Genomic DNA, 17,178 nt, shown 5'->3' with positions numbered 1-17,178 from the left:
CCGATGGCCGTCCGTCACCCCTGATCGATTAAAGCCTCACCGACGCTGCCAACGAAGCTCACGCCTCAAACCCCGCGCCCCTCCCGCGAGCGGGTTCGTTCATAGGCGCAAAGCAGCCATGCCGCCGTCGCGTGTGAGACTCTGCTTCGGGTCACAAGCAAAACAGCACCCCCCTAGGGCTCGTCCCTCACATCGCGCAAATTAGACACAACGCGGCGGTTCTGCGACCTGCAGGCGGTGTCGGGGCACTCGCGGACGAGCCTGTCCTTGCCGTAGCCCTTGGCCCACATGCGGTTGCGGTCTATGCCGCCGGCGGCGAGGTAGTCCATCACCGCATCGGCGCGCTGCTGCGACAGCGCCATTTCACTTGCGCCGGGATCGTCGGCGAAACCCTGCAGCTTGAGCAGCCAGCGCGGATGCTTTGCTAGCCAGGCGATCTGGGTGTCGAGGGTGGCCTTGGCGACAGAATCGAGCGCGGCCGAACCTTGCGTGAAATAGGTGCGGCGGCCGACATTGAGGATAAAATCCTCCTCGCTGCCCGGCTGCACATTCTGGAAGCCGGCAACCTCGGTGTTGGTGACGTCGGGCGTGGAAGGGGCCAGCGTGTTGCTGGTCGAGCAGGATGCGGCCAGCACCAGCAGGCCCGCGGCGAGCAGCCGGCGCGTGTTTTCAATCATGCGGTTCATGAGGCGCCAATCATTCGACAGTGGTGGAAGCGGGCGCCTGATCGGCGATGTGCGGCAGGACCTGCACCGCGGTGCCGATCGGGCAGCGCTGGTAGAGGTCGATGATGTCTTCCGGGAACATGCGGATGCAGCCGCTGGAAGCGTCGGTGCCGATGCTCCATGGCTCCAGCGTGCCATGCAGGCGGTAGCCGGTGTCGGCGCCGTTGCGGTGCAGATAGAGCGCGCGCGGCCCGAGCGGATTGTTGGACGCGCCGCCTGCGACCATGGGCGGTAGGTCCGGCCTGCGCTTACGCATTTCGGGGGGCGGGACCCATTGCGGCCACAGCGCGCGGCGGTCGATCGTCGCGCGGCCGTACCATTTGAAGCCGTCCTTGCCGACGCCGACGCCGTAGCGGATGGCGGTCTTGTTTTCCATGATGACGTAGAGGAAATGGTGGCGGGTATCGACCACGACGGTGCCGACCGGCTCGCTGCTGAAATACTTGACGATCTGGCGATGCCATCTCTTGTCGATCTTGGCGAAATTGGTCTTGCGATAGACAAAATTGTTGTCGCTGGCGGTACCGGCGAAAAAGGATTTTGCCGCCGCGGCTTGAGCAATATTGCTGGTTGCACCCACCGCGACCAGCGCCAGGCCGCCGAGCACGACACCCCTGCGTGACAAAACCATCGGCAATTCCCCCTCATGCCTAAAGCCTGGCGGACCATAGTTGAGAATTATTTCGCCTCAAAGTGGAAAATGCTGCGTTGCTTCAGTCCGCCGTGTCCGGACGTTCGTCATTGCCGGGTTCGGGCGGGTAGGCCCGGTGATCGGCAGATTGCTCGACGAGCGTGGATACAGGTGGGTTGCAGTCGACCTCGACGCCAAAAATGTAGAGCGGTCCCGGAAAGAACGTCTACCGGTCTTTTTAGGCAACGCTTCGCAGGAGGAGATGGTGGCCGCCGCGAAAATTGACAGCGCAAAGGCCCTGGTGATCACTCTGGACGACCCCGAGGCAGCCAAATCGGTTCTTGCGGCGCTGAGACGCAACTGCCGGACCTCCCGGTGATTGTCCGGGCGCGTCACCACATGCATGTGCAAGAGCTGCTTGAGAAAGGCGCGACAACCGTAATGCCCGAAACGACGGATCCAGCCTTCTCCTGGGTGCAGCTGTCCTTCAAGAACTCGGGGACAGCAAAACGGATTTGGATGCGGCCGTCAGGACCGTCCGCAGGCGTTCTTACCCCACGCCAAGCGGATCCGGCCTTCTCCGAGCCTGTGTGCTTGGCATTTACCGCTCGCGGTGATCTGTACCCGCCCCATACAATCGGGAACTCCACCGCTCTCGGCGGCTGGCGGATGAGCCGAATAGCTAACGCCTCCGGAGTGCACTCCTCGTAAGCCGCTGACCTGCCGTTTCCTTCGACGGCCATGGTGCTGGCATTCTACGAAACGTGGATATCCCGGAGCGGAGACTCGCGGGATCGGCGATGGCCGCCAGCAAAGAAGCGTTTGAAAAGGCCAAACGGTGACGCCGTCGCAGGAACGAAAGTGGAAAAGAAAGCAGAACTTTCGTGTGCAGGCTTTGCATGCGCGCCCATAACTCTTTGATTTTGTTTAGTTGTCTGTCCGATCCATCACACGCTGACTGTCATCACGGCAGCCGGTTCCGCTTATGGGATGTCGCAATGGCCCGCTCTACGTCTGAGTTTAGGCGCAGAGCAGACGGTCGGGTTTCCAACCCGGAGCGACAAGAGCTGACCTTTGGTCGACGCAAGTGTCGTCCTGACGTGACCAATGCGGTCTTCCGTTGCGAGCGTCGCTTGCTGGAGCTGCGTTAAGTCGGTCGGAGGCCAATGGTATTTTCAATGGAACGCTAATATACATTGAAACCCCAACGAGCAGCGCCTGCCAGATACTTGAGGAATGCCATGCGAAGGCTCATCTTTACGGCGATGTGTATCGCCGCCGCAACAGCCGCTAACGCCCATGATTGGTACGAAGATAAGATTGACCCACAGACCAAATTCAAGTGCTGCGGCGGTTCAGATTGCCGCGCCATACCTCGGTCTTCGGTGCGGTCCAGGGTAGACGGCGGGTACACTTATTTGCCGCATAATTTCACCATCCCACGTGACCGTGTACAGGAATCCCCGGACGGGCAATACCATATCTGCGAAAATCAATATGTTGTAACCAATCAGTTGTATTGGCGTTGCTTCTTCGCACCTCGTGTCGATGTATCTATACTTCTAAAGCATTAACCGCGCGTCGCTTCCGCAACTTACATAAGCAAGGTGCTAGTCCATTAATGCTGTTGGACTCTCTTCAAAATTGCCGAAGCTCAAGCGGTACGCGACTGCCCCAGCGATTTCATTGAGTACGTCGCGGCTATCGAGAGCCTGCGCGCCTGGTGTAACTCCATGGGGCGCTGCCGCGGGTGACTTCTGGGCGCGCTCCGCAATTCGGTGACAGTCCAGATTTTATCGTGTCGGCGCGGCCGTGGTTGTGTAGATTGGCTGCGTGGCCCGCCTTGCCCGCATTGTCGTTCCAAGTCCACTCGCCACGTGACGCAAACGCGGTAACGGCTGGCGATTTCGACCACATGGACAGCCAAGCGATAGGGGGATAACTGGCGCTGGATCATCAGCACGGTTCATGCGGGAGCGGCATTCGCCGGAGGCAGCTGCGGCTGCAGTCTCGAATTTGACGCATCAGCACTTGCAAATCGTCAGCCGAGGTCTTTTGCTCGCGCGATAGTTGCCCTTGACCGTTGAATGGTTGGCGAACAGATGAACAAAATCGATCGACGGCGGCCAGAGTCAGAAACGGACGCCACCGTAAATGCCGCAAGACTTGGAACTCGGCTGCGCCTCGCCCGCCAGACACGCGGCATGACGCTGAAGACGCTGGCCGCGGCTGCGAATTGCTCGGAAAGCCTGCTGTCCAAGATCGAGAACGGCAAGGCTTCACCGTCCCTGCCCATGCTTCACCGTCTGGTCGAGGTTCTCGACACCAACATCGGCTGGATGTTCGAGCAAGTCGACGACGACGAGGCGATCGTATTCCGGGCGGGCGCAAGGCCTTTGATCGCTCTCGACGCGCTACGGCGTGGCGAAGGAATTTCGCTCGAACGCATCATCCCGTATTCGCCTGGCCACCTCTTACAATGCAACATTCATCACATCGAGGCAGAGGGCTCGAGCGAAGGTCCGATCCAGCATGCCGGCGAGGAAGTCGGCTACGTGCTCGCCGGGCGGATCGAACTGATCGTCGACGGCAAGAGCCATGCTCTCGCCACGGGTGATGCCTTCGTGTTCAGGTCGGAGCTGCCGCATCATTACCGCAACATCGGCGAGGAACGCGCTAGCATTTTCTGGGTCAACACGCCGGCGACTTTCTGAGCAACGCTCTGCGTTCATTTGGATTGACAAATATTCAAGTCTCTTGAATGCTTGCCTCGTGCCTGTAGCACCAACGGGACCAGCCGAGGTCTGGTCCGCAAGCAAGGGGAACCGAAATGCGTCTGTTCAAACTTCTCGCCGGCTGTGCCGCCGCCATTGCCATGGGCTCGGCAGCCATGGGATCGGCGCTTGCCGATACGTTCGCTCTCGTCAACATCAACCAGCAGGCCCTGTTCTTCAACCAGATCAACGAGGGCGCGCAAAAGGCAGCCGACGCCGCTGGCGCCAAGCTGGTCATTTTCAACGCCAACAATGTGCCGAGCGCGCAGAACGACGCGATCGAGAACTACATCACGCAGAAAGTCGACGGCATCATTCTGGTCGCCATCGACGTCAACGGCGTCAAGCCTGCGATCACTGCAGCCAAGGCGGCCGGCATTCCCGTCATAGCCATCGACGCGCAGATCCCCGACGGCGACAATATTTCGTTCATCGGTGTCGACAACACCAAGGCCGGCGAGGACATCGGCAAATTCTACGCCGACTATGTGAAGACCGAGATGGGCGGCAAGGCCAAGATCGGTATCGTCGGCGCACTCAATTCATTCATCCAGAACCAGCGGCTCGACGGCTTCAAGAAGGCGGTCACCGAAAGCGGCCAGGCCGTCACCTTCCTCGACACGGTCGACGGCCAGAACGTTCAGGAGACCGCGTTGAGCGCTTCGGAAAACCTGATGACCGCCAACCCGGACATGAACTCGCTCTATGCGACCGGAGAGCCGGCCTTGCTCGGCGCCGTTTCGGCGGTGACCAGCCAGGGCCGCACCGGCGACGTCAAGGTATTCGGCTGGGATCTGACCAAGCAGGCCGTTCAGGGCATCGACGACGGCTGGGTGGTGGCGGTCGTGCAGCAGGATCCGGCCGGCGAAGGCAAGGCCGCGGTCGAAGCGCTGGGCAAGCTCAAGAAGGGCGAGAAAATCGATCCGATCATCAATATCCCGGTGACGATCGTGACCAAGAAGAATGTCGACCAATACCGCGCGATGTTCAAGTAAACTGCGTCGGCGACCGAGCCGCGGCGCCGCCTGAGGCTGCGCCGCGGACACCTTGCAATCGCGTGGAATCCCAGATGAGCAGTGGCCAGACCTATCGGGTGCGGATGAGCGGCATCTCAAAGCGCTACAACGCCATCCAGACGCTCGATGACGTGTCGCTGACGCTGAAGCCGGGCGAGGTGCTGGGGCTGGTCGGCGACAATGGCGCCGGCAAGTCGACATTGAGCAAGGTGCTGTCGGGGGCAGTGGTTCCCGACGCCGGCACCATCGAGATCGACGGCAAGCCGGTGATCTTCAGCTCGCCGGCGGACGCACGTGCGGCGCGCGTCGAGATGGTCTACCAGGACCTGTCGCTGTGCGACACGGTCGATGTTGCCGGCAATCTGTTTCTTGGCCGCGAGCCGCGCCGCCGCATCGCAGGCATTTCTTTTCTCGACAAGAAGCGCATGCACGACGAGACGCGCCAGATGCTCGATCGGCTTGGTATCGTCATTGCCGACACGCGGCTCAAGGTTGAAAACCTCTCAGGCGGGCAGCGCCAGTCGATCGCGATCGGCCGCGCCGCCTCGTTCGAGCCGGCGGTGCTGATCATGGACGAGCCGACGGCAGCGCTTGCCGTGGCCGAAGTCGAGGCGGTGCTCGAACTGATCCGCGCGGTCAGTGCGCGCGGTGTCAGCGTCATTCTGATCACCCACCGGCTGCAGGATCTCTTCCTCGTCTGCGATCGCATTCAGGTCATGTATGAAGGGCGCAATGTCGCCGAGCGGCTGATCGGCGACACCAATATCGAAGACGTGGTCAATCTGATCGTCGGCCGCAAGTTCAGTGCGCGTTCCGCCACCAATGGCTATCGCGGCGGAGCGCCGGCATGAGTGACGCGATCCACACCGCCCAGCCCTCACGAATACGCAGGGGCACCTGGCGCGATGCGCTGCTCGCCAACGGCAGCGTCGTCTCGATCGCGCTGTTCTTTCTGGTCGTCTGCATCATCTTCTCGGTTGCGACCGACGCGTTTCTGACATCGCCCAATCTGTTGAACATCCTGCGGCAGTCGGCGCCGCTGCTGATCGTCGCCGCGGCAATGACTTTCGTCATCACCACTGGCGGCATCGATCTTTCGGTCGGCTCCGTGCTGGCGCTGGTGGCGACGCTGTCGGCGACGCTTTTGCAGTTTGGCCTGCCGTGGCCAGTCGTTATCCTCGCCATGTTGGCGCTCGGTGCCCTGCTTGGGGCGATACAGGGCTATTTCATTGCCTATGAGGGCATCCCGTCCTTCATCGTCACGCTGGCCGGGCTTTCGGTGATCCGTGGCGTGGCGCTGCTGATCACCGGCGGCTATTCCATCCCGATCGAGCCAGGAAGCGCTTTCACCATGCTGGGCCGCGCCTGGTTCCTTGGCGTGCCGGTGCCGGCGCTGATCGCGCTGGCGATCCTGGCCATCGCCTATCTCGCCTTCAACGAGACGCCATTCGGCCGCTATGTCACCGGTATCGGCGCCAATGCCGAGGCGGTGCGGCGCGCCGGCGTCAACACGCGGCTGACGACGCTCTTCGTCTATGTGATTTCCGCCACCGCGGCAGCCCTTGCCGGGATCATTATTGCTGCCCGGCTTGGATCGGGATCTTCGAATGCCGGCCAGGGTTTCGAGCTGGAAGTCATCGCCGCCGTCGTGCTCGGCGGCACCAGCCTGTTCGGCGGCCGCGGAACGATCATCGGCACGGTGCTCGGCGCGCTGACCGTGGCCGTCATCGGCAACGGCCTGATCCTAGCGCATCTGTCGCCTTTCCTGACGCCGATAGTCACTGGAACGATCATCCTGATCGCGATCTGGCTGAACTTCCGCCTGTTTCGCGGCGCCGTGCGGAGCCGTTGAGCCGATGAGCGATCTGTTCGATGACGCGGTGCCCAGGCGGCGGCTGCCAATCGGGGTCGAAACCGGCCATGTAATGACCGTGCTCGGCCCGGTTCCGGTCGAGGAGATGGGCATTACGCTGATGCACGAGCACATCTTGCTCGACGGCGCGCGCAGCTGGAAATGCCCCTGCCATCCCGACGACATGGCGATCGCCGAGCAGCCGGTGAACATCGAGATCATCGGCGAGTTGCGCATGAACCCTTACGTCAACCGCGACAACGTTTCGCTCGACGACGCCGACCTGGCGCTGTCGGAGCTGCAGCGCTATCGCGCGCTGGGCGGCCACACCGTGGTCGATGCCACCAATATCGGCATCGGCCGCGACCCCGAAAAGCTCGCCCGCATCAGCCGCATGTCCGGCCTGAAGATCGTCATGGGCACCGGCTTCTATCTCGAGCACACCCATCCCGAATGGCTGAAGGCGATGGATGTGGACGCCGTGACCGAGTTCATCGTCAACGATGTCGGCGGCGGCGAGACGCAGCCGCCGATCATGGCCGGGCTGATCGGCGAAGTCGGCGTCAGCAAGGATTTCACCGCGGAGGAACGCAAGTCGCTGCGGGCTTCGGCGCGCGCCTCGCGCATAACCGGCGTGCCGCTGTCGATCCATCTGCCTGGCTGGGAGCGGCTGGCGCACGAGGTGCTCGATATCGTCGAGGCCGAAGGCGCCGATCTTCGCCACACCGTGCTCTGCCACATGAACCCGAGCCACGACGATCCCGACTACCAGAAAAGCCTCGCCCGGCGCGGCGCGTTCCTCGAATACGACATGATCGGCATGGACTATTATTACGCCGACCAGGACGCGCAATCGCCCTCCGACGAGGAGAATGCACGCGCCATCGCCGCCCTTGTCGAGGCGGGCTTCGGCGACCGCCTGCTGTTGTCGCAGGATGTGTTCCTCAAGATCATGCTGACGCGCTTCGGCGGCTTCGGCTATGGCTATATCCTGAAGCATTTCATACCGCGCCTGAAACGCGGCGTCGAGCAGCCGGCCATCGACCGCATGCTGATCGTCAATCCGAAAAGCGTATTCGCGCGGCTCTAAGCGGCCTGGAATTACACTGGAGTTCAAATGTCCAAGAAGAAGATCCTGCTTGCCGGCGAATCCTGGGTGTCGACCGCGACCCATATCAAGGGTTTCGACCAGTTTCCGACCGTTACCTACCACACCGGCGCAGACGAGTTGCTGGGCGCGCTGAAGGCGACCGACTTCGACGTCACGTTCATGCCGGCGCATGAGGCGCAGCGCGGCTTTCCACAGACCATAGAGGCGCTGTCGGCCTATGACGCGGTCGTGCTCTCCGACATCGGCGCCAACACGCTGCTGCTGCATCCCGACACCTGGGTCCACTCCAAGCCGACGCCGAACCGCCTGCGCCTGCTCCGCGATTACGTCAGCGGCGGCGGCGGTCTATTGATGTTCGGCGGTTACTACAGCTTCCAAGGCATCAATGGCGGCGCGCGCTACCGCAAGACGCCGGTCGAGGACGTGCTGCCGGTGAATTGCCTGGCCTACGACGACCGCGTCGAGGTTCCCGAAGGTTTTGCGCCGGTGCCGAAACCAGGGTCGAGCCATCCCATCCTCAGGGGCCTCGGCTCGGACTGGCCGATCCTGCTCGGTTTTAACGAGGTGACGCTGAAGGATGGGGCCGAGGTCCTGGCCAGTGTGTCGTCGGATTATGGCTCGCTGCCGCTGCTTGTCACCGGCCGTTACGGCAAGGGCCGCACCGTGGCCTGGACATCCGATGTCGGGCCGCATTGGCTGCCGCCGCAATTCATCGCCTGGCCAGGCTACAAGACCCTGTTCGAACAGATGCTGGGCTGGGCGACCGGTGAGAGCTGAGCCATGCATGTCCACGTCGTCGGCAATGCCTGCGTCGATACCGTGTTTCGCGTCGGCCGCTTCCCTGCCCCGGGCGAGACTTTGAATGCTGTGAGCTATGCCGACGGGCTCGGCGGCAAGGGCGCCAACCAGGCGGTCGCAGCAGCACGGACTGGTGCAGAGGTGACGTTCTGGACGGCGCTCGGCAAGGACCCCGCTGGCGCGTGGATGAGGAGCCGCCTTGACGGCGAGCTGTCAGACCTCGAGGTGAGCGAATTCGAGCTGCCGAGCGACCGCTCGACCATCGTCGTCGATAAAGGCGGAGAGAATTTCATCGTCAGCGGCGTCGCCTGCAGCGAAGCCTTCGATCCGGTGACGCAGACAGCACTTGTCCGCTGGATCGCCCCCGGCGACATCCTCGTCTGCCAGGGAAATTTGCGAACTGCCGTGACCAATGCCTGCCTCAGAGCAGCAAAGGAAAACGGTGCGCGCACCGTTCTCAACGCCAGCCCGATCGACACGGCCTCGCTGCCCGATCTCGGCCTGGCGGAGGTTTTGGTGGTCAACCAATCCGAAGCGCAAATCTTGACCGGCCGGGATGACATGACAGCAGCCGCTGGCGCGCTGGTGGCCAAAGGCGCAGGCACCGTCGTAATCACCCTCGGTGCCGCAGGCTGTATCGTGCTTGGCACGGACCGGACGGAACCGCTTCGCTTGCCGGGGCCGCGAGTCGAAGCGCTCGACACCAGCGGCGCGGGCGATGTGTTCTGCGGCTGTCTGGCCGGTGGGCTTGCCCGGGGCATGCCGGTCATCTCGGCGCTGAAGCTGGCGCTCGCCGCCGCCGCAATCGCCGTGACACGGCCGGGCACACTGGCATCCTGTCCTTCCGCCTCCGAGATGGCGGCGCTCATCGATCAAATGGAGCTCTCATGACCCAGGTCGGCCAATCTGGCGGCGACGCGCTCGTGGACCTTTTCGGCCGCACAAAGGTGGTGATCGGCGTCGTTCATCTGGCGCCGCTGCCCGGCGCGCCGCGCTATGACGGCGAAGCTATCGAGGCGATCTACCGGCGCGGGCTCGACGACGCCAAGGCCTATCTCGACGGCGGCTGCGACGGCGTCATCGTCGAGAACCATGGCGACATCCCGTTCGCCAAGCCTGATGATATCGGCCCGGAGACGGCGGCCTACATGGCGGTCGTTTCCGACCGCATCCGCCGCGAACTCGGCAGGCCGATCGGCATCAATGTGCTGGCCAATGCCGCGATCCCGGCCCTGGCGATCGCCAGCGCAGCCGGCGCCGGCTTCGTCCGAGTCAATCAATGGGCGAATGCCTACGTCGCCAATGAGGGCTTTGTCGAAGGCGAATCGGGCCGCGCGGCACGCTATCGCGCCAGGCTGCGCGCCAACGGCATCCGCATTTTCGCCGATGCCCATGTCAAGCACGGCGCACACGCCATCGTCGCCGACCGCCCGGTGGAGGAACTGGTCAAGGACCTGGTCTTCTTCGACGCCGACGCCATCATCGCCACTGGCCAGCGCACCGGCCACGCCGCGGATTTGGGCTACATAAGTATGATCAAGCAGGCCGCCGGCCTGCCGACGCTGGTCGGCAGCGGTGTCACCCCGGATAACGCCAATGATATCCTTGCCATTGTCGACGGGGTCATCATCGCCAGCGCGCTGAAGCACGACGGCGTCTGGTGGAACCAAGTCGACTCTGCTCGAGTAAAGGCTTTCATGGGTGGTCTGAAGCGATAGCTGACTACCCTACCAAGGGGCTTGCGGTCCAGCTTGATCAGAGACGACGGACGGGCGCAGGATACCGCGCGGCCCGATCGTCGACGGTCAGCAAAGTAATGCCTTCCACAATCGATTGAGCAATCAGGATCCGATCGAAGGGGTCCTTGTGGATGGGTGGAAGCCCCTCCACCGCAATGGCATGCTCGCCGGTGATTGGCAGCTCATGATAGCCATTGTCTATCTGGCCCCGACGTAAAAGACGCGCATCGACCCTGAAGTCATGGCGGCCCAGACCGCGTTTAAAGGCAATCTCCCAGAGACGTGCGGCGCTGAACGTCAAGTGGTTATCGGCATTCTCGATCTCAGCGAGGGCTGCGGGCGGGAGCTTTTCGGGCTCGCCCGCCGCCCAGAGCAGAAGATGGGTATCGAGAAGAAGTTTCATGCATCGCCGCCAAACAGCTTCTCGATTTCGTCATCGGCCATGCGATCAAAATCGTCCGGAACTGAAAACCGCCCGGCCATAAACCCCACCCGACGCATTTCGCCGGCCGCAGGTGCGTCTATGGCAACGACCTTGACCATCGGCTTGCCGGATTTGGCGATAATGAAGGATTCGCCTTTGGCCGCCCTGTCGACAAGACGAGACAGATGCGTCTTGGCCTCGTGGATATTGACGGTGCGCATTGCGGGCCTCTGACTTAGTCCATGCAACTTAGTCTACACGGGCCCGATTTTTTCAAGCGTGTTTCAGTCAGTGAAGGTGATGGATGCCGGATGCGGCTGATCCTTTCGGATCGGCCGCAGGGCACGACTTCAACAAAGACGCGTAATCGATTGTCTGAACTGCATGTTTGTTGGGACTACATCTCACCTGATGTTGGCCGAACCTGTTGGTCCGCCATACGAGGTCGGAGTTCACAGGAGCGATTTTTGCCGAGCAGATGCTCTACGCAGTACTAGGGGCCGAAAGCGAAACGTCCGCTTTGGGCGCTGCACCACGGCGGCGACGAGCCCGACACTGTACCGAAGGCGATCGACGCGACGGGCGCCAAGGGCCTTACCGGACTCTATGTTCCCTTCACGATTCTCGGTTTAGTCGGTCGGCGGGATTGAGCCGCGCTCTCGAGGGCCAGGGCCAACCGCTTCTCGTCTTCGATGGCGCGATCGACTGCCTCAATTTCCTCTTGGAGCACCTTCAGCTCGGCTCCGTAGCTGGAGCCGTCGCTGTCCCCGATCTGAAAGCCACTTGCCCGCATTGCGTCGCGAGTATGGTGCACGTTACGAACTCCTTCGCGTCGAGTCGCGACCAAGATTTCCCTAAACTCTCCAAGACGTTCAACGTGATTGCGAGCCATTGCGTTCTCCTATTTCGTCGTCATCGTCGCCGACGGCGATTCAGAACGGCTAAAACCTACGGAGATACTCTCGACAAAGCATGAGTGCGGAAGCTCAAATTTGAATGTCTTGCAATAGCGTGAAGCGCGGCAGGCGGAAATTGGCTTCGACCCGATCGATCTCGGACCAAATGCCAGACACTTTCGGCCGAGCGCGTCTGCGGCTCCCCCAACGGGGCCATCCGCCCATGGAATCAGTAAAAAGTCGAGTGCGAGAATGACCCGGGCCAAAGCGCGTTGAGTAATGCTCCTCGACAAACAATCATGCTGGCACACTGGCGTCGAAGGTCCGAGGCGAGGCCGGCTAATTCGTGCCGTGTTCGCTGGAGGTATCACTCCTCTCTGAATCCTGCAGTGAGGCGTGGCGAAATCCGAACTCGCCCCGTAGATGCTTGACGTGGGCTTTCACCCCGGCCTGACCCATGGTCGCCGGCCGCTTTATGCCCTTCGGCGGTGGCCCGGCGTGCTCTTGGACACGCTTCCACAGCCGTTCGCGCATCTCCTGGTTCAAGGTGATGAAGGCCGAACCGGCATATTTTTCCGGTACCGGGCTTCGCCAGCAAGGCGAATGCCGCCTTGCCCGGCTCGCGCTCGACGCCCAATAGTTCGTATTCCTGGTCTGTGAAGCTCTTCGTCTTCAGCCAATTCGTCGTCGGGCCGCTTCGATACGGGCTGTCGGCACGCTTCGAGACGATGCCCTCAGGGCCCGCTTGGTCGGCAAGATAGGCGGCGGTAAGTGCAATGAGGCTCGCAATCCAAACACCGCGCATCACACGCTCGGGCGGCCTGCGCATTGTAAACACCGAGAACGCGTTGGCTTAAGCGCAAATCCTAGGGAACATGCTAGAATGTGCGGCTTCGCTCAACTTGAGCAAATGTACCCAACGACATCTAGGACGCGCTGATTTCCGCTTCTTGAAAGCTTGTTATCATGATAATTTTCAGTCTCCTCGCTTAAGAATATATAGACATGTCAGTCAAACCGGCGGGGGATGGGGAGGATAGGATGAAACTGTTATCGCTTGTTGTCGCAGCTACGTTTTCACTTGCTATGTCCGCTTGGGCCGAGGATCTACCAAGTAGCGCGAAGAAAGCATCGATGGAAGAATTTAAGACTTTTGCTAATGGGAAAAAGGTAAATGTAATTATATACGACGCTGGAGCTGCCATAACTGCCACTCTTGTCTGGAACTGGAAGAAAAAACAGATCATTGGCGAAGCTTTGGTGAACAACAAAACTAAGATAAAGGTCAAAGTTCCCTTGACTTTCGACGGTGACAAGGCCTGTTCACAAGACCAAGGTAAACCAGTTTGTCATCTTATCTACATTGACAACGACAAATTTTACGAGGTGCGCGACGACGGCAAAGTCCACGCGACTTCAACGTTGGTTCAATGAGACGGACCACGTCCGAATGGTTTGGTCGGCGTTTGCACGGACCCGCAAATGCCGGCCCTATTCAGTACGCTTGTCAAGTCTTACGACACCTGCACACTCGCCTCCGACTCGAGAAAACTCACCGCTGCCTTTCGCACCTTGAAGCCTGCCGATGATATGGTTTTGCCTTGGCGCACCATCGTCATCGACGAAACTTAAATAGATGTCGAATGCCCCGTCGGCGGTGATTGTTCCGGCCAAAGGCACCATCGCGGAAATTTCCGTTCCATCGATAAAGATTGTCGTTGACTGTTCAGTGTAATCGCAGGCGGAATTACCTGCGCGCCGCGTCAGTGCCCACGCGCCATCAAAAGCCTTTACCTTGACCGGAGCGCAGACACGTTCTGGGATATTCTTGATTGCGCGCAACACCTCTTTCGTCGGCTCCAGGCTGGCAAGCTTCAATCCCCGCTGCTCGGCAAAGGCTTGAAGAGCTTTCCGACTTCCCGGTCCCCATTTGCCGTCTGCCTGTCCGACAAGGCAGCCGACTCGCGTTAGCTCTGTTTGCGTTGCCTTTGTCAACGCGCGCGGATCAGCCAAAGCTTGCGTCACATCTAAATCAGGATGAGCTTCTGCAACCTCCACGCCCTCGATGGAAATCGAGGGGGCTTTGCCACGATCTGTTGCTGCCTGTTCGATCTCGTCGATCTTCAAGCTGGCTAACGCCGCAAAGGCGCCGCTTGGATACTGTCTGAGATAGGCCTCAAAGAAGCGCTTGTCCGTTTTTTCCTTGATGGTCTCCCAATAGGCGACTTCTACGTCCCCTCCTTTCGCACCCGCCGTGACAGCGGTGTTTCCGGACAACGGTTGTAAAATGACGTCGCCCGTCAGCGAGGAGTTGTCCCATGGCACTTGCTTGCCGTCGGTTGCTTCAAGCACATCCCTACGGACGTTGATGAGGTCGCGGGAGATGTCCTGGCCAGGCGTACCAAGATTCTTCAGCAGCGCAGATGTGAACGGCGAGTTCCTTCCCTCGCCGTCCAGCGCAACGTTCCCGGGCTGCGTTGCAAAGGCTATGAGCGATCCAACGCCCGTGCCTAGCTTTGCCAAGCCCCGACCGACCGACCCTGATCGCGTACCCATCGAGCGCCCAAGGTTCTGTGAGAAAGGACTGTCCCGGCAAGCATCCAAAAATACCAGGTTGACCTTCGTGGTTCGCTCCATGGCCGACAAGACGAGGTCCATGGGCACGGCTTCGAAGTCGAGGTCGTTATATGTGGATAGGCGCGCATCAACGGGAGCCATGTAGTTGGTGCCGTTCACCTGGACGCCATGGCCGGCATAGAAGAGAAGCGCCATGTCGGCACCATCCAGCTTGCCGATGAAATCTCGAACCGTGCCGCGCATCCCGCTCAGATCGAGGTCCTCGCCTGCAACCACCTCAAAGCCCAACGCCTGCAGTTTTGCGGTCATATCCACCGCATCATTTTTTGGATTGGAAAGTGGAACCGCGTATCTATAGGCAGAATTACCGATGACCAGCGCGACGCGCCGTTCTGCCCACGCTTGGGCGCTCAGCGAAACTAGAAGAAGCGCAATGGCGAAGCGAAGCGCCATCATGGCTGTATATCCTTAGTCTCAGCTCATGCAGCGGATTCACCAGTCGATGGACAGGATAAAACCGGAGCAGACTTGCGAGACTGAGCCCGGTGCTTCGCAGTGTCAAGTCCAGCGGATCTAGCGAAGGGCCCACCGCTAGCCCACAGTTCGTCAGCGGTCTATGCTGTGTAGATTCACGCCGATAGACACCGAAACGAATTGCACGCAGCTTGGCCGTCTTCACGCCGATCGGAATCGTTCAAAAAGGGCGCCTTCTCGCGTCGCTCGGATTCTTTTTCATTCTGGGCGCCTGCATTGCCACATTCTCTCCCTCAGGCGAGAAACTGCTGCGCGACGTCTTGATGACGACCATCTCGCCCTTCGTCGCGCCCCCGACAGACATTGTGATCGTAACGATCACAGAGCAGACATTGGAAAGGTTTCCCTATAGATCGCCGCTGGATCGGGGTGCCTTGGCCGACCTTGTGCAGAGAATCGATAAGGCTCATCCGAGAACAATAGGCATTGACTTGCTTTTCGATCAGCCAACCGAGGCAGAAAAGGATCGGCGCCTAGCTGAGGTTATCGAGGCGGCCGAAAGTCCGGTAATTGTCGCATCTGCATCACACGAGGACGACCTTACCGACAAGCAACTGTCGTATCTTAGTCGCTTCGCGCCAAGCGCCATCCGCGGACTGGCCGCCCTGTCTCATGATAGGGTCGACGCGGTTGTGCGGGAAGAATTTCCAGGGCGCGTGGTGAATGGCAACTGGCAACCTAGCTTTGCATCAGCGCTCGCGCAGACCGCCGGCATATCGGCATCGCAAGCTGCGGAGAAGATGGTCTACTATCGGGCTACAGGCATTCATCCGGCACGATGGACAATATATCCGGCACACGCCGCCGCTTTCGCGCCCCCGGCCTGGTTCGCCGGGAAGTTCGTTTTGATCGGCGTCGACCTCCCGCTGCAGGATCGTCATGCAACCCCCTTTGCCGTGCTGAACGGCTCTGTTGCCGGAGCGCTGCCGGGTGTCGTTATTCATGCCAATGCGCTGGCGAGATTGATCAAGGGCGACAAAATCATTACGCCGGGGGCGGTGGCGGCGTTTGGGCCCTTCGTTCTCGCGACGGCGCTCTGCATCTGGGTCGCTTGGCTCCGCATATCAGTGCTGGTGAAACCTATGGTCATCATCGGCGCAGTCGTTTCGGTTTTGATCTTAGAAGCAACCGCGTTTGCCAAGGCCGGGATTCTGTTACCAATGGTCGCGCCGTCGATGCTGCTGCTAGGGCTCTCCGGATTCGTCGCAATTCTGGCATGGCACCGGGACTCGAAAGAAAGGCGTTTCGTCCAGAACGCGTTCTCTCAGTATCTCAGCCCGGCAGTCGTGGCAGAGCTAGTCAGCAAGCCGGCGTCACTGCGCCTCGGCGGATCCGAACGCTTGATAACGTGCGTGTTCACCGACCTTGAGGGGTTCACCAGTTTGGGCGAACGGACGGAACCAGAGGTATTTGCTACGGTTCTGAATGAATACCTCGATGCGGTTTGTGGTCTCTTCATTGAACATGGAGCCACGATAGACAAACTGATAGGCGATGCAGTCATTGGTTTTTTTGGTGCACCGGGTGTGCAGGAGGACCAAGCCGAAAGGGCCCTAAAACTAACGCTCGCTACCGTCGCGATGTCTCGAAGATTTCGGACAGATGTAAAGTCTAGAGGCCACGACGTTGGCGTCACTCGTATCGGCGTCCATCGAGGACCTGCAGTTGTCGGAAATTTTGGGGGCAATCGATTCTTCAACTACACGGCCATGGGCGATACGGTGAACACCGCTGCCAGGCTCGAAGGCGCGAACAAGTTTCTAGGTACCATGAACTGCATCAGCGAGGAGGTGGCGAACTCTTCCGATGACTACCTGCTTCGGCCATCCGGTGTGTTGTGTCTGAAAGGCAAGACTGAGTGGATCTCAGCCTTCGAGTTGCTGGAGGACGGGCGTATGAATCGCGAGATGGTGGAGGCTTACTCGCAAGCTTATTTGCTGATGTCCGCGCGTGACAAGACTGCCGCTGCTGCCTTTGCATCGCTGGCCATTCAATATCCCAACGATGGCCTCGTTGCTTATCACCTTGGAAGACTGAAGCAGGGTGAGGCTGGCGATAGGATCTATCTTGAAGGCAAGTAAAACAAGCGTATGGTTGAACG

Annotated in this window: 18 protein-coding genes; 12 read left to right on the top strand and 6 right to left on the bottom strand. The window is 60.2% G+C overall.

Annotated elements, in window-relative coordinates:
- Nucleotides 1-173: 173 nt before the first annotated feature.
- Both NKI47_RS31330 and NKI47_RS31325 read right to left on the bottom strand, forming a co-directional pair.
- On the bottom strand, nucleotides 174-686 hold the full coding sequence (locus tag NKI47_RS31330) for an OmpA family protein (protein WP_352595029.1): 513 nt from the start codon (nucleotides 684-686) through the stop codon (nucleotides 174-176).
- Between the two features lie 10 nt (nucleotides 687-696).
- Nucleotides 697-1,356 (bottom strand): L,D-transpeptidase, encoded by a 660-nt coding sequence (locus tag NKI47_RS31325; RefSeq protein ID WP_352595026.1) that lies wholly within the window; start codon nucleotides 1,354-1,356, stop codon nucleotides 697-699.
- Between the two features lie 40 nt (nucleotides 1,357-1,396).
- Here NKI47_RS31325 and NKI47_RS31320 point away from each other — a divergent pair, with 40 nt between their 5' ends.
- The 9 genes from NKI47_RS31320 (at nucleotide 1,397) to NKI47_RS31280 (ending at nucleotide 10,625) form a co-directional block, all read left to right on the top strand.
- On the top strand, nucleotides 1,397-1,735 hold the full coding sequence (locus NKI47_RS31320; RefSeq protein WP_352595023.1) for an NAD-binding protein: 339 nt from the start codon (nucleotides 1,397-1,399) through the stop codon (nucleotides 1,733-1,735).
- Nucleotides 1,736-3,458: 1,723 nt separating this feature from the next.
- Nucleotides 3,459-4,070 carry a cupin domain-containing protein gene (locus NKI47_RS31315; protein ID WP_023679230.1) on the top strand — a complete coding sequence of 204 codons (612 nt, stop codon included), beginning with the start codon at nucleotides 3,459-3,461 and terminating at the stop codon, nucleotides 4,068-4,070.
- Between the two features lie 116 nt (nucleotides 4,071-4,186).
- Nucleotides 4,187-5,125 (top strand): ABC transporter substrate-binding protein, encoded by a 939-nt coding sequence (locus NKI47_RS31310; RefSeq protein ID WP_352492992.1) that lies wholly within the window; start codon nucleotides 4,187-4,189, stop codon nucleotides 5,123-5,125.
- A 74-nt stretch (nucleotides 5,126-5,199) separates the two neighbouring features.
- Entirely contained in the window at nucleotides 5,200-5,997 is a 798-nt protein-coding gene (locus tag NKI47_RS31305; RefSeq protein WP_352542621.1) for an ATP-binding cassette domain-containing protein, read from the top strand.
- A complete protein-coding gene (locus NKI47_RS31300) occupies nucleotides 5,994-6,998 on the top strand; it encodes an ABC transporter permease (protein ID WP_352595020.1) in 1,005 nt (334 codons plus the stop codon). Before NKI47_RS31305 ends, NKI47_RS31300 begins: the two co-directional genes overlap by 4 nt.
- A 4-nt stretch (nucleotides 6,999-7,002) precedes the next feature.
- A complete protein-coding gene (locus NKI47_RS31295) occupies nucleotides 7,003-8,088 on the top strand; it encodes a phosphotriesterase family protein (protein ID WP_352595017.1) in 1,086 nt (361 codons plus the stop codon).
- Between the two features lie 27 nt (nucleotides 8,089-8,115).
- A complete protein-coding gene (locus tag NKI47_RS31290) occupies nucleotides 8,116-8,886 on the top strand; it encodes a glutamine amidotransferase (protein WP_352595014.1) in 771 nt (256 codons plus the stop codon).
- A gap of 3 nt (nucleotides 8,887-8,889) precedes the next feature.
- The gene (locus NKI47_RS31285) at nucleotides 8,890-9,798 is read left to right on the top strand and encodes a ribokinase (protein WP_352595011.1); all 909 of its coding nucleotides are present in this window, start codon (nucleotides 8,890-8,892) and stop codon (nucleotides 9,796-9,798) included.
- Nucleotides 9,795-10,625, top strand: a complete 831-nt coding sequence (locus NKI47_RS31280; protein WP_352595008.1) for a BtpA/SgcQ family protein — start codon at nucleotides 9,795-9,797, stop codon at nucleotides 10,623-10,625. The genes NKI47_RS31285 and NKI47_RS31280 overlap by 4 nt, the downstream gene beginning before the upstream one ends.
- Nucleotides 10,626-10,662: 37 nt before the next feature.
- Here NKI47_RS31280 and NKI47_RS31275 read toward each other — a convergent pair whose 3' ends face one another.
- From NKI47_RS31275 to NKI47_RS31265, 3 genes are all read right to left on the bottom strand, one after another.
- Nucleotides 10,663-11,049, bottom strand: coding sequence for a type II toxin-antitoxin system VapC family toxin (locus tag NKI47_RS31275; protein WP_352595005.1), 387 nt, complete (start codon nucleotides 11,047-11,049; stop codon nucleotides 10,663-10,665).
- Nucleotides 11,046-11,291, bottom strand: coding sequence for a type II toxin-antitoxin system Phd/YefM family antitoxin (locus NKI47_RS31270; RefSeq protein WP_352579659.1), 246 nt, complete (start codon nucleotides 11,289-11,291; stop codon nucleotides 11,046-11,048). Before NKI47_RS31270 ends, NKI47_RS31275 begins: the two co-directional genes overlap by 4 nt.
- Nucleotides 11,292-11,674: 383 nt before the next feature.
- Nucleotides 11,675-11,962: a hypothetical protein gene (locus tag NKI47_RS31265; protein WP_023679221.1), complete on the bottom strand. Its 288-nt coding sequence runs from the start codon at nucleotides 11,960-11,962 to the stop codon at nucleotides 11,675-11,677.
- A gap of 461 nt (nucleotides 11,963-12,423) precedes the next feature.
- On the opposite strand from NKI47_RS31265, the gene NKI47_RS31260 reads away from it, so the two are divergent.
- Both NKI47_RS31260 and NKI47_RS31255 read left to right on the top strand, forming a co-directional pair.
- The gene (locus tag NKI47_RS31260; RefSeq protein ID WP_352595001.1) at nucleotides 12,424-12,606 is read left to right on the top strand and encodes a hypothetical protein; all 183 of its coding nucleotides are present in this window, start codon (nucleotides 12,424-12,426) and stop codon (nucleotides 12,604-12,606) included.
- 401 nt (nucleotides 12,607-13,007) lie between these two features.
- The gene (locus NKI47_RS31255; protein WP_031212493.1) at nucleotides 13,008-13,400 is read left to right on the top strand and encodes a hypothetical protein; all 393 of its coding nucleotides are present in this window, start codon (nucleotides 13,008-13,010) and stop codon (nucleotides 13,398-13,400) included.
- Between the two features lie 57 nt (nucleotides 13,401-13,457).
- Here the strand turns inward: NKI47_RS31255 and NKI47_RS31250 are convergent, their stop codons facing one another.
- The gene (locus NKI47_RS31250) at nucleotides 13,458-14,999 is read right to left on the bottom strand and encodes a caspase family protein (protein ID WP_051406215.1); all 1,542 of its coding nucleotides are present in this window, start codon (nucleotides 14,997-14,999) and stop codon (nucleotides 13,458-13,460) included.
- 209 nt (nucleotides 15,000-15,208) lie between these two features.
- Between NKI47_RS31250 and NKI47_RS31245 the strand changes: the two genes are divergently transcribed.
- Nucleotides 15,209-17,158: a CHASE2 domain-containing protein gene (locus NKI47_RS31245; protein ID WP_352594999.1), complete on the top strand. Its 1,950-nt coding sequence runs from the start codon at nucleotides 15,209-15,211 to the stop codon at nucleotides 17,156-17,158.
- The last annotated feature ends 20 nt before the right edge of the window (nucleotides 17,159-17,178 follow it).

The sequence above is a fragment of the Mesorhizobium sp. M0633 genome (assembly GCF_040320645.1).
Classification (GTDB): Bacteria; Pseudomonadota; Alphaproteobacteria; order Rhizobiales; family Rhizobiaceae; genus Mesorhizobium.
Note: the sequence above shows the minus strand (reverse complement) of the source record. Positions and strands in the feature narration are given on the sequence as shown.

Bases quoted from the DNA above. Each gene is read 5' to 3' on its own strand.
- NKI47_RS31330 (WP_352595029.1), bottom strand. From the start codon at position 686: ATGAACCGCATGATTGAAAACACGCGCCGGCTGCTCGCCGCGGGCCTG.
- NKI47_RS31325 (WP_352595026.1), bottom strand. From the start codon at position 1,356: ATGGTTTTGTCACGCAGGGGTGTCGTGCTCGGCGGCCTGGCGCTGGTC.
- NKI47_RS31315 (WP_023679230.1), top strand. From the start codon at position 3,459: ATGAACAAAATCGATCGACGGCGGCCAGAGTCAGAAACGGACGCCACC.
- NKI47_RS31310 (WP_352492992.1), top strand. From the start codon at position 4,187: ATGCGTCTGTTCAAACTTCTCGCCGGCTGTGCCGCCGCCATTGCCATG.
- NKI47_RS31305 (WP_352542621.1), top strand. From the start codon at position 5,200: ATGAGCAGTGGCCAGACCTATCGGGTGCGGATGAGCGGCATCTCAAAG.
- NKI47_RS31300 (WP_352595020.1), top strand. From the start codon at position 5,994: ATGAGTGACGCGATCCACACCGCCCAGCCCTCACGAATACGCAGGGGC.
- NKI47_RS31295 (WP_352595017.1), top strand. From the start codon at position 7,003: ATGAGCGATCTGTTCGATGACGCGGTGCCCAGGCGGCGGCTGCCAATC.
- NKI47_RS31290 (WP_352595014.1), top strand. From the start codon at position 8,116: ATGTCCAAGAAGAAGATCCTGCTTGCCGGCGAATCCTGGGTGTCGACC.
- NKI47_RS31285 (WP_352595011.1), top strand. From the start codon at position 8,890: ATGCATGTCCACGTCGTCGGCAATGCCTGCGTCGATACCGTGTTTCGC.
- NKI47_RS31280 (WP_352595008.1), top strand. From the start codon at position 9,795: ATGACCCAGGTCGGCCAATCTGGCGGCGACGCGCTCGTGGACCTTTTC.
- NKI47_RS31275 (WP_352595005.1), bottom strand. From the start codon at position 11,049: ATGAAACTTCTTCTCGATACCCATCTTCTGCTCTGGGCGGCGGGCGAG.
- NKI47_RS31270 (WP_352579659.1), bottom strand. From the start codon at position 11,291: ATGCGCACCGTCAATATCCACGAGGCCAAGACGCATCTGTCTCGTCTT.
- NKI47_RS31265 (WP_023679221.1), bottom strand. From the start codon at position 11,962: ATGGCTCGCAATCACGTTGAACGTCTTGGAGAGTTTAGGGAAATCTTG.
- NKI47_RS31260 (WP_352595001.1), top strand. From the start codon at position 12,424: ATGGTCGCCGGCCGCTTTATGCCCTTCGGCGGTGGCCCGGCGTGCTCT.
- NKI47_RS31255 (WP_031212493.1), top strand. From the start codon at position 13,008: ATGAAACTGTTATCGCTTGTTGTCGCAGCTACGTTTTCACTTGCTATG.
- NKI47_RS31250 (WP_051406215.1), bottom strand. From the start codon at position 14,999: ATGATGGCGCTTCGCTTCGCCATTGCGCTTCTTCTAGTTTCGCTGAGC.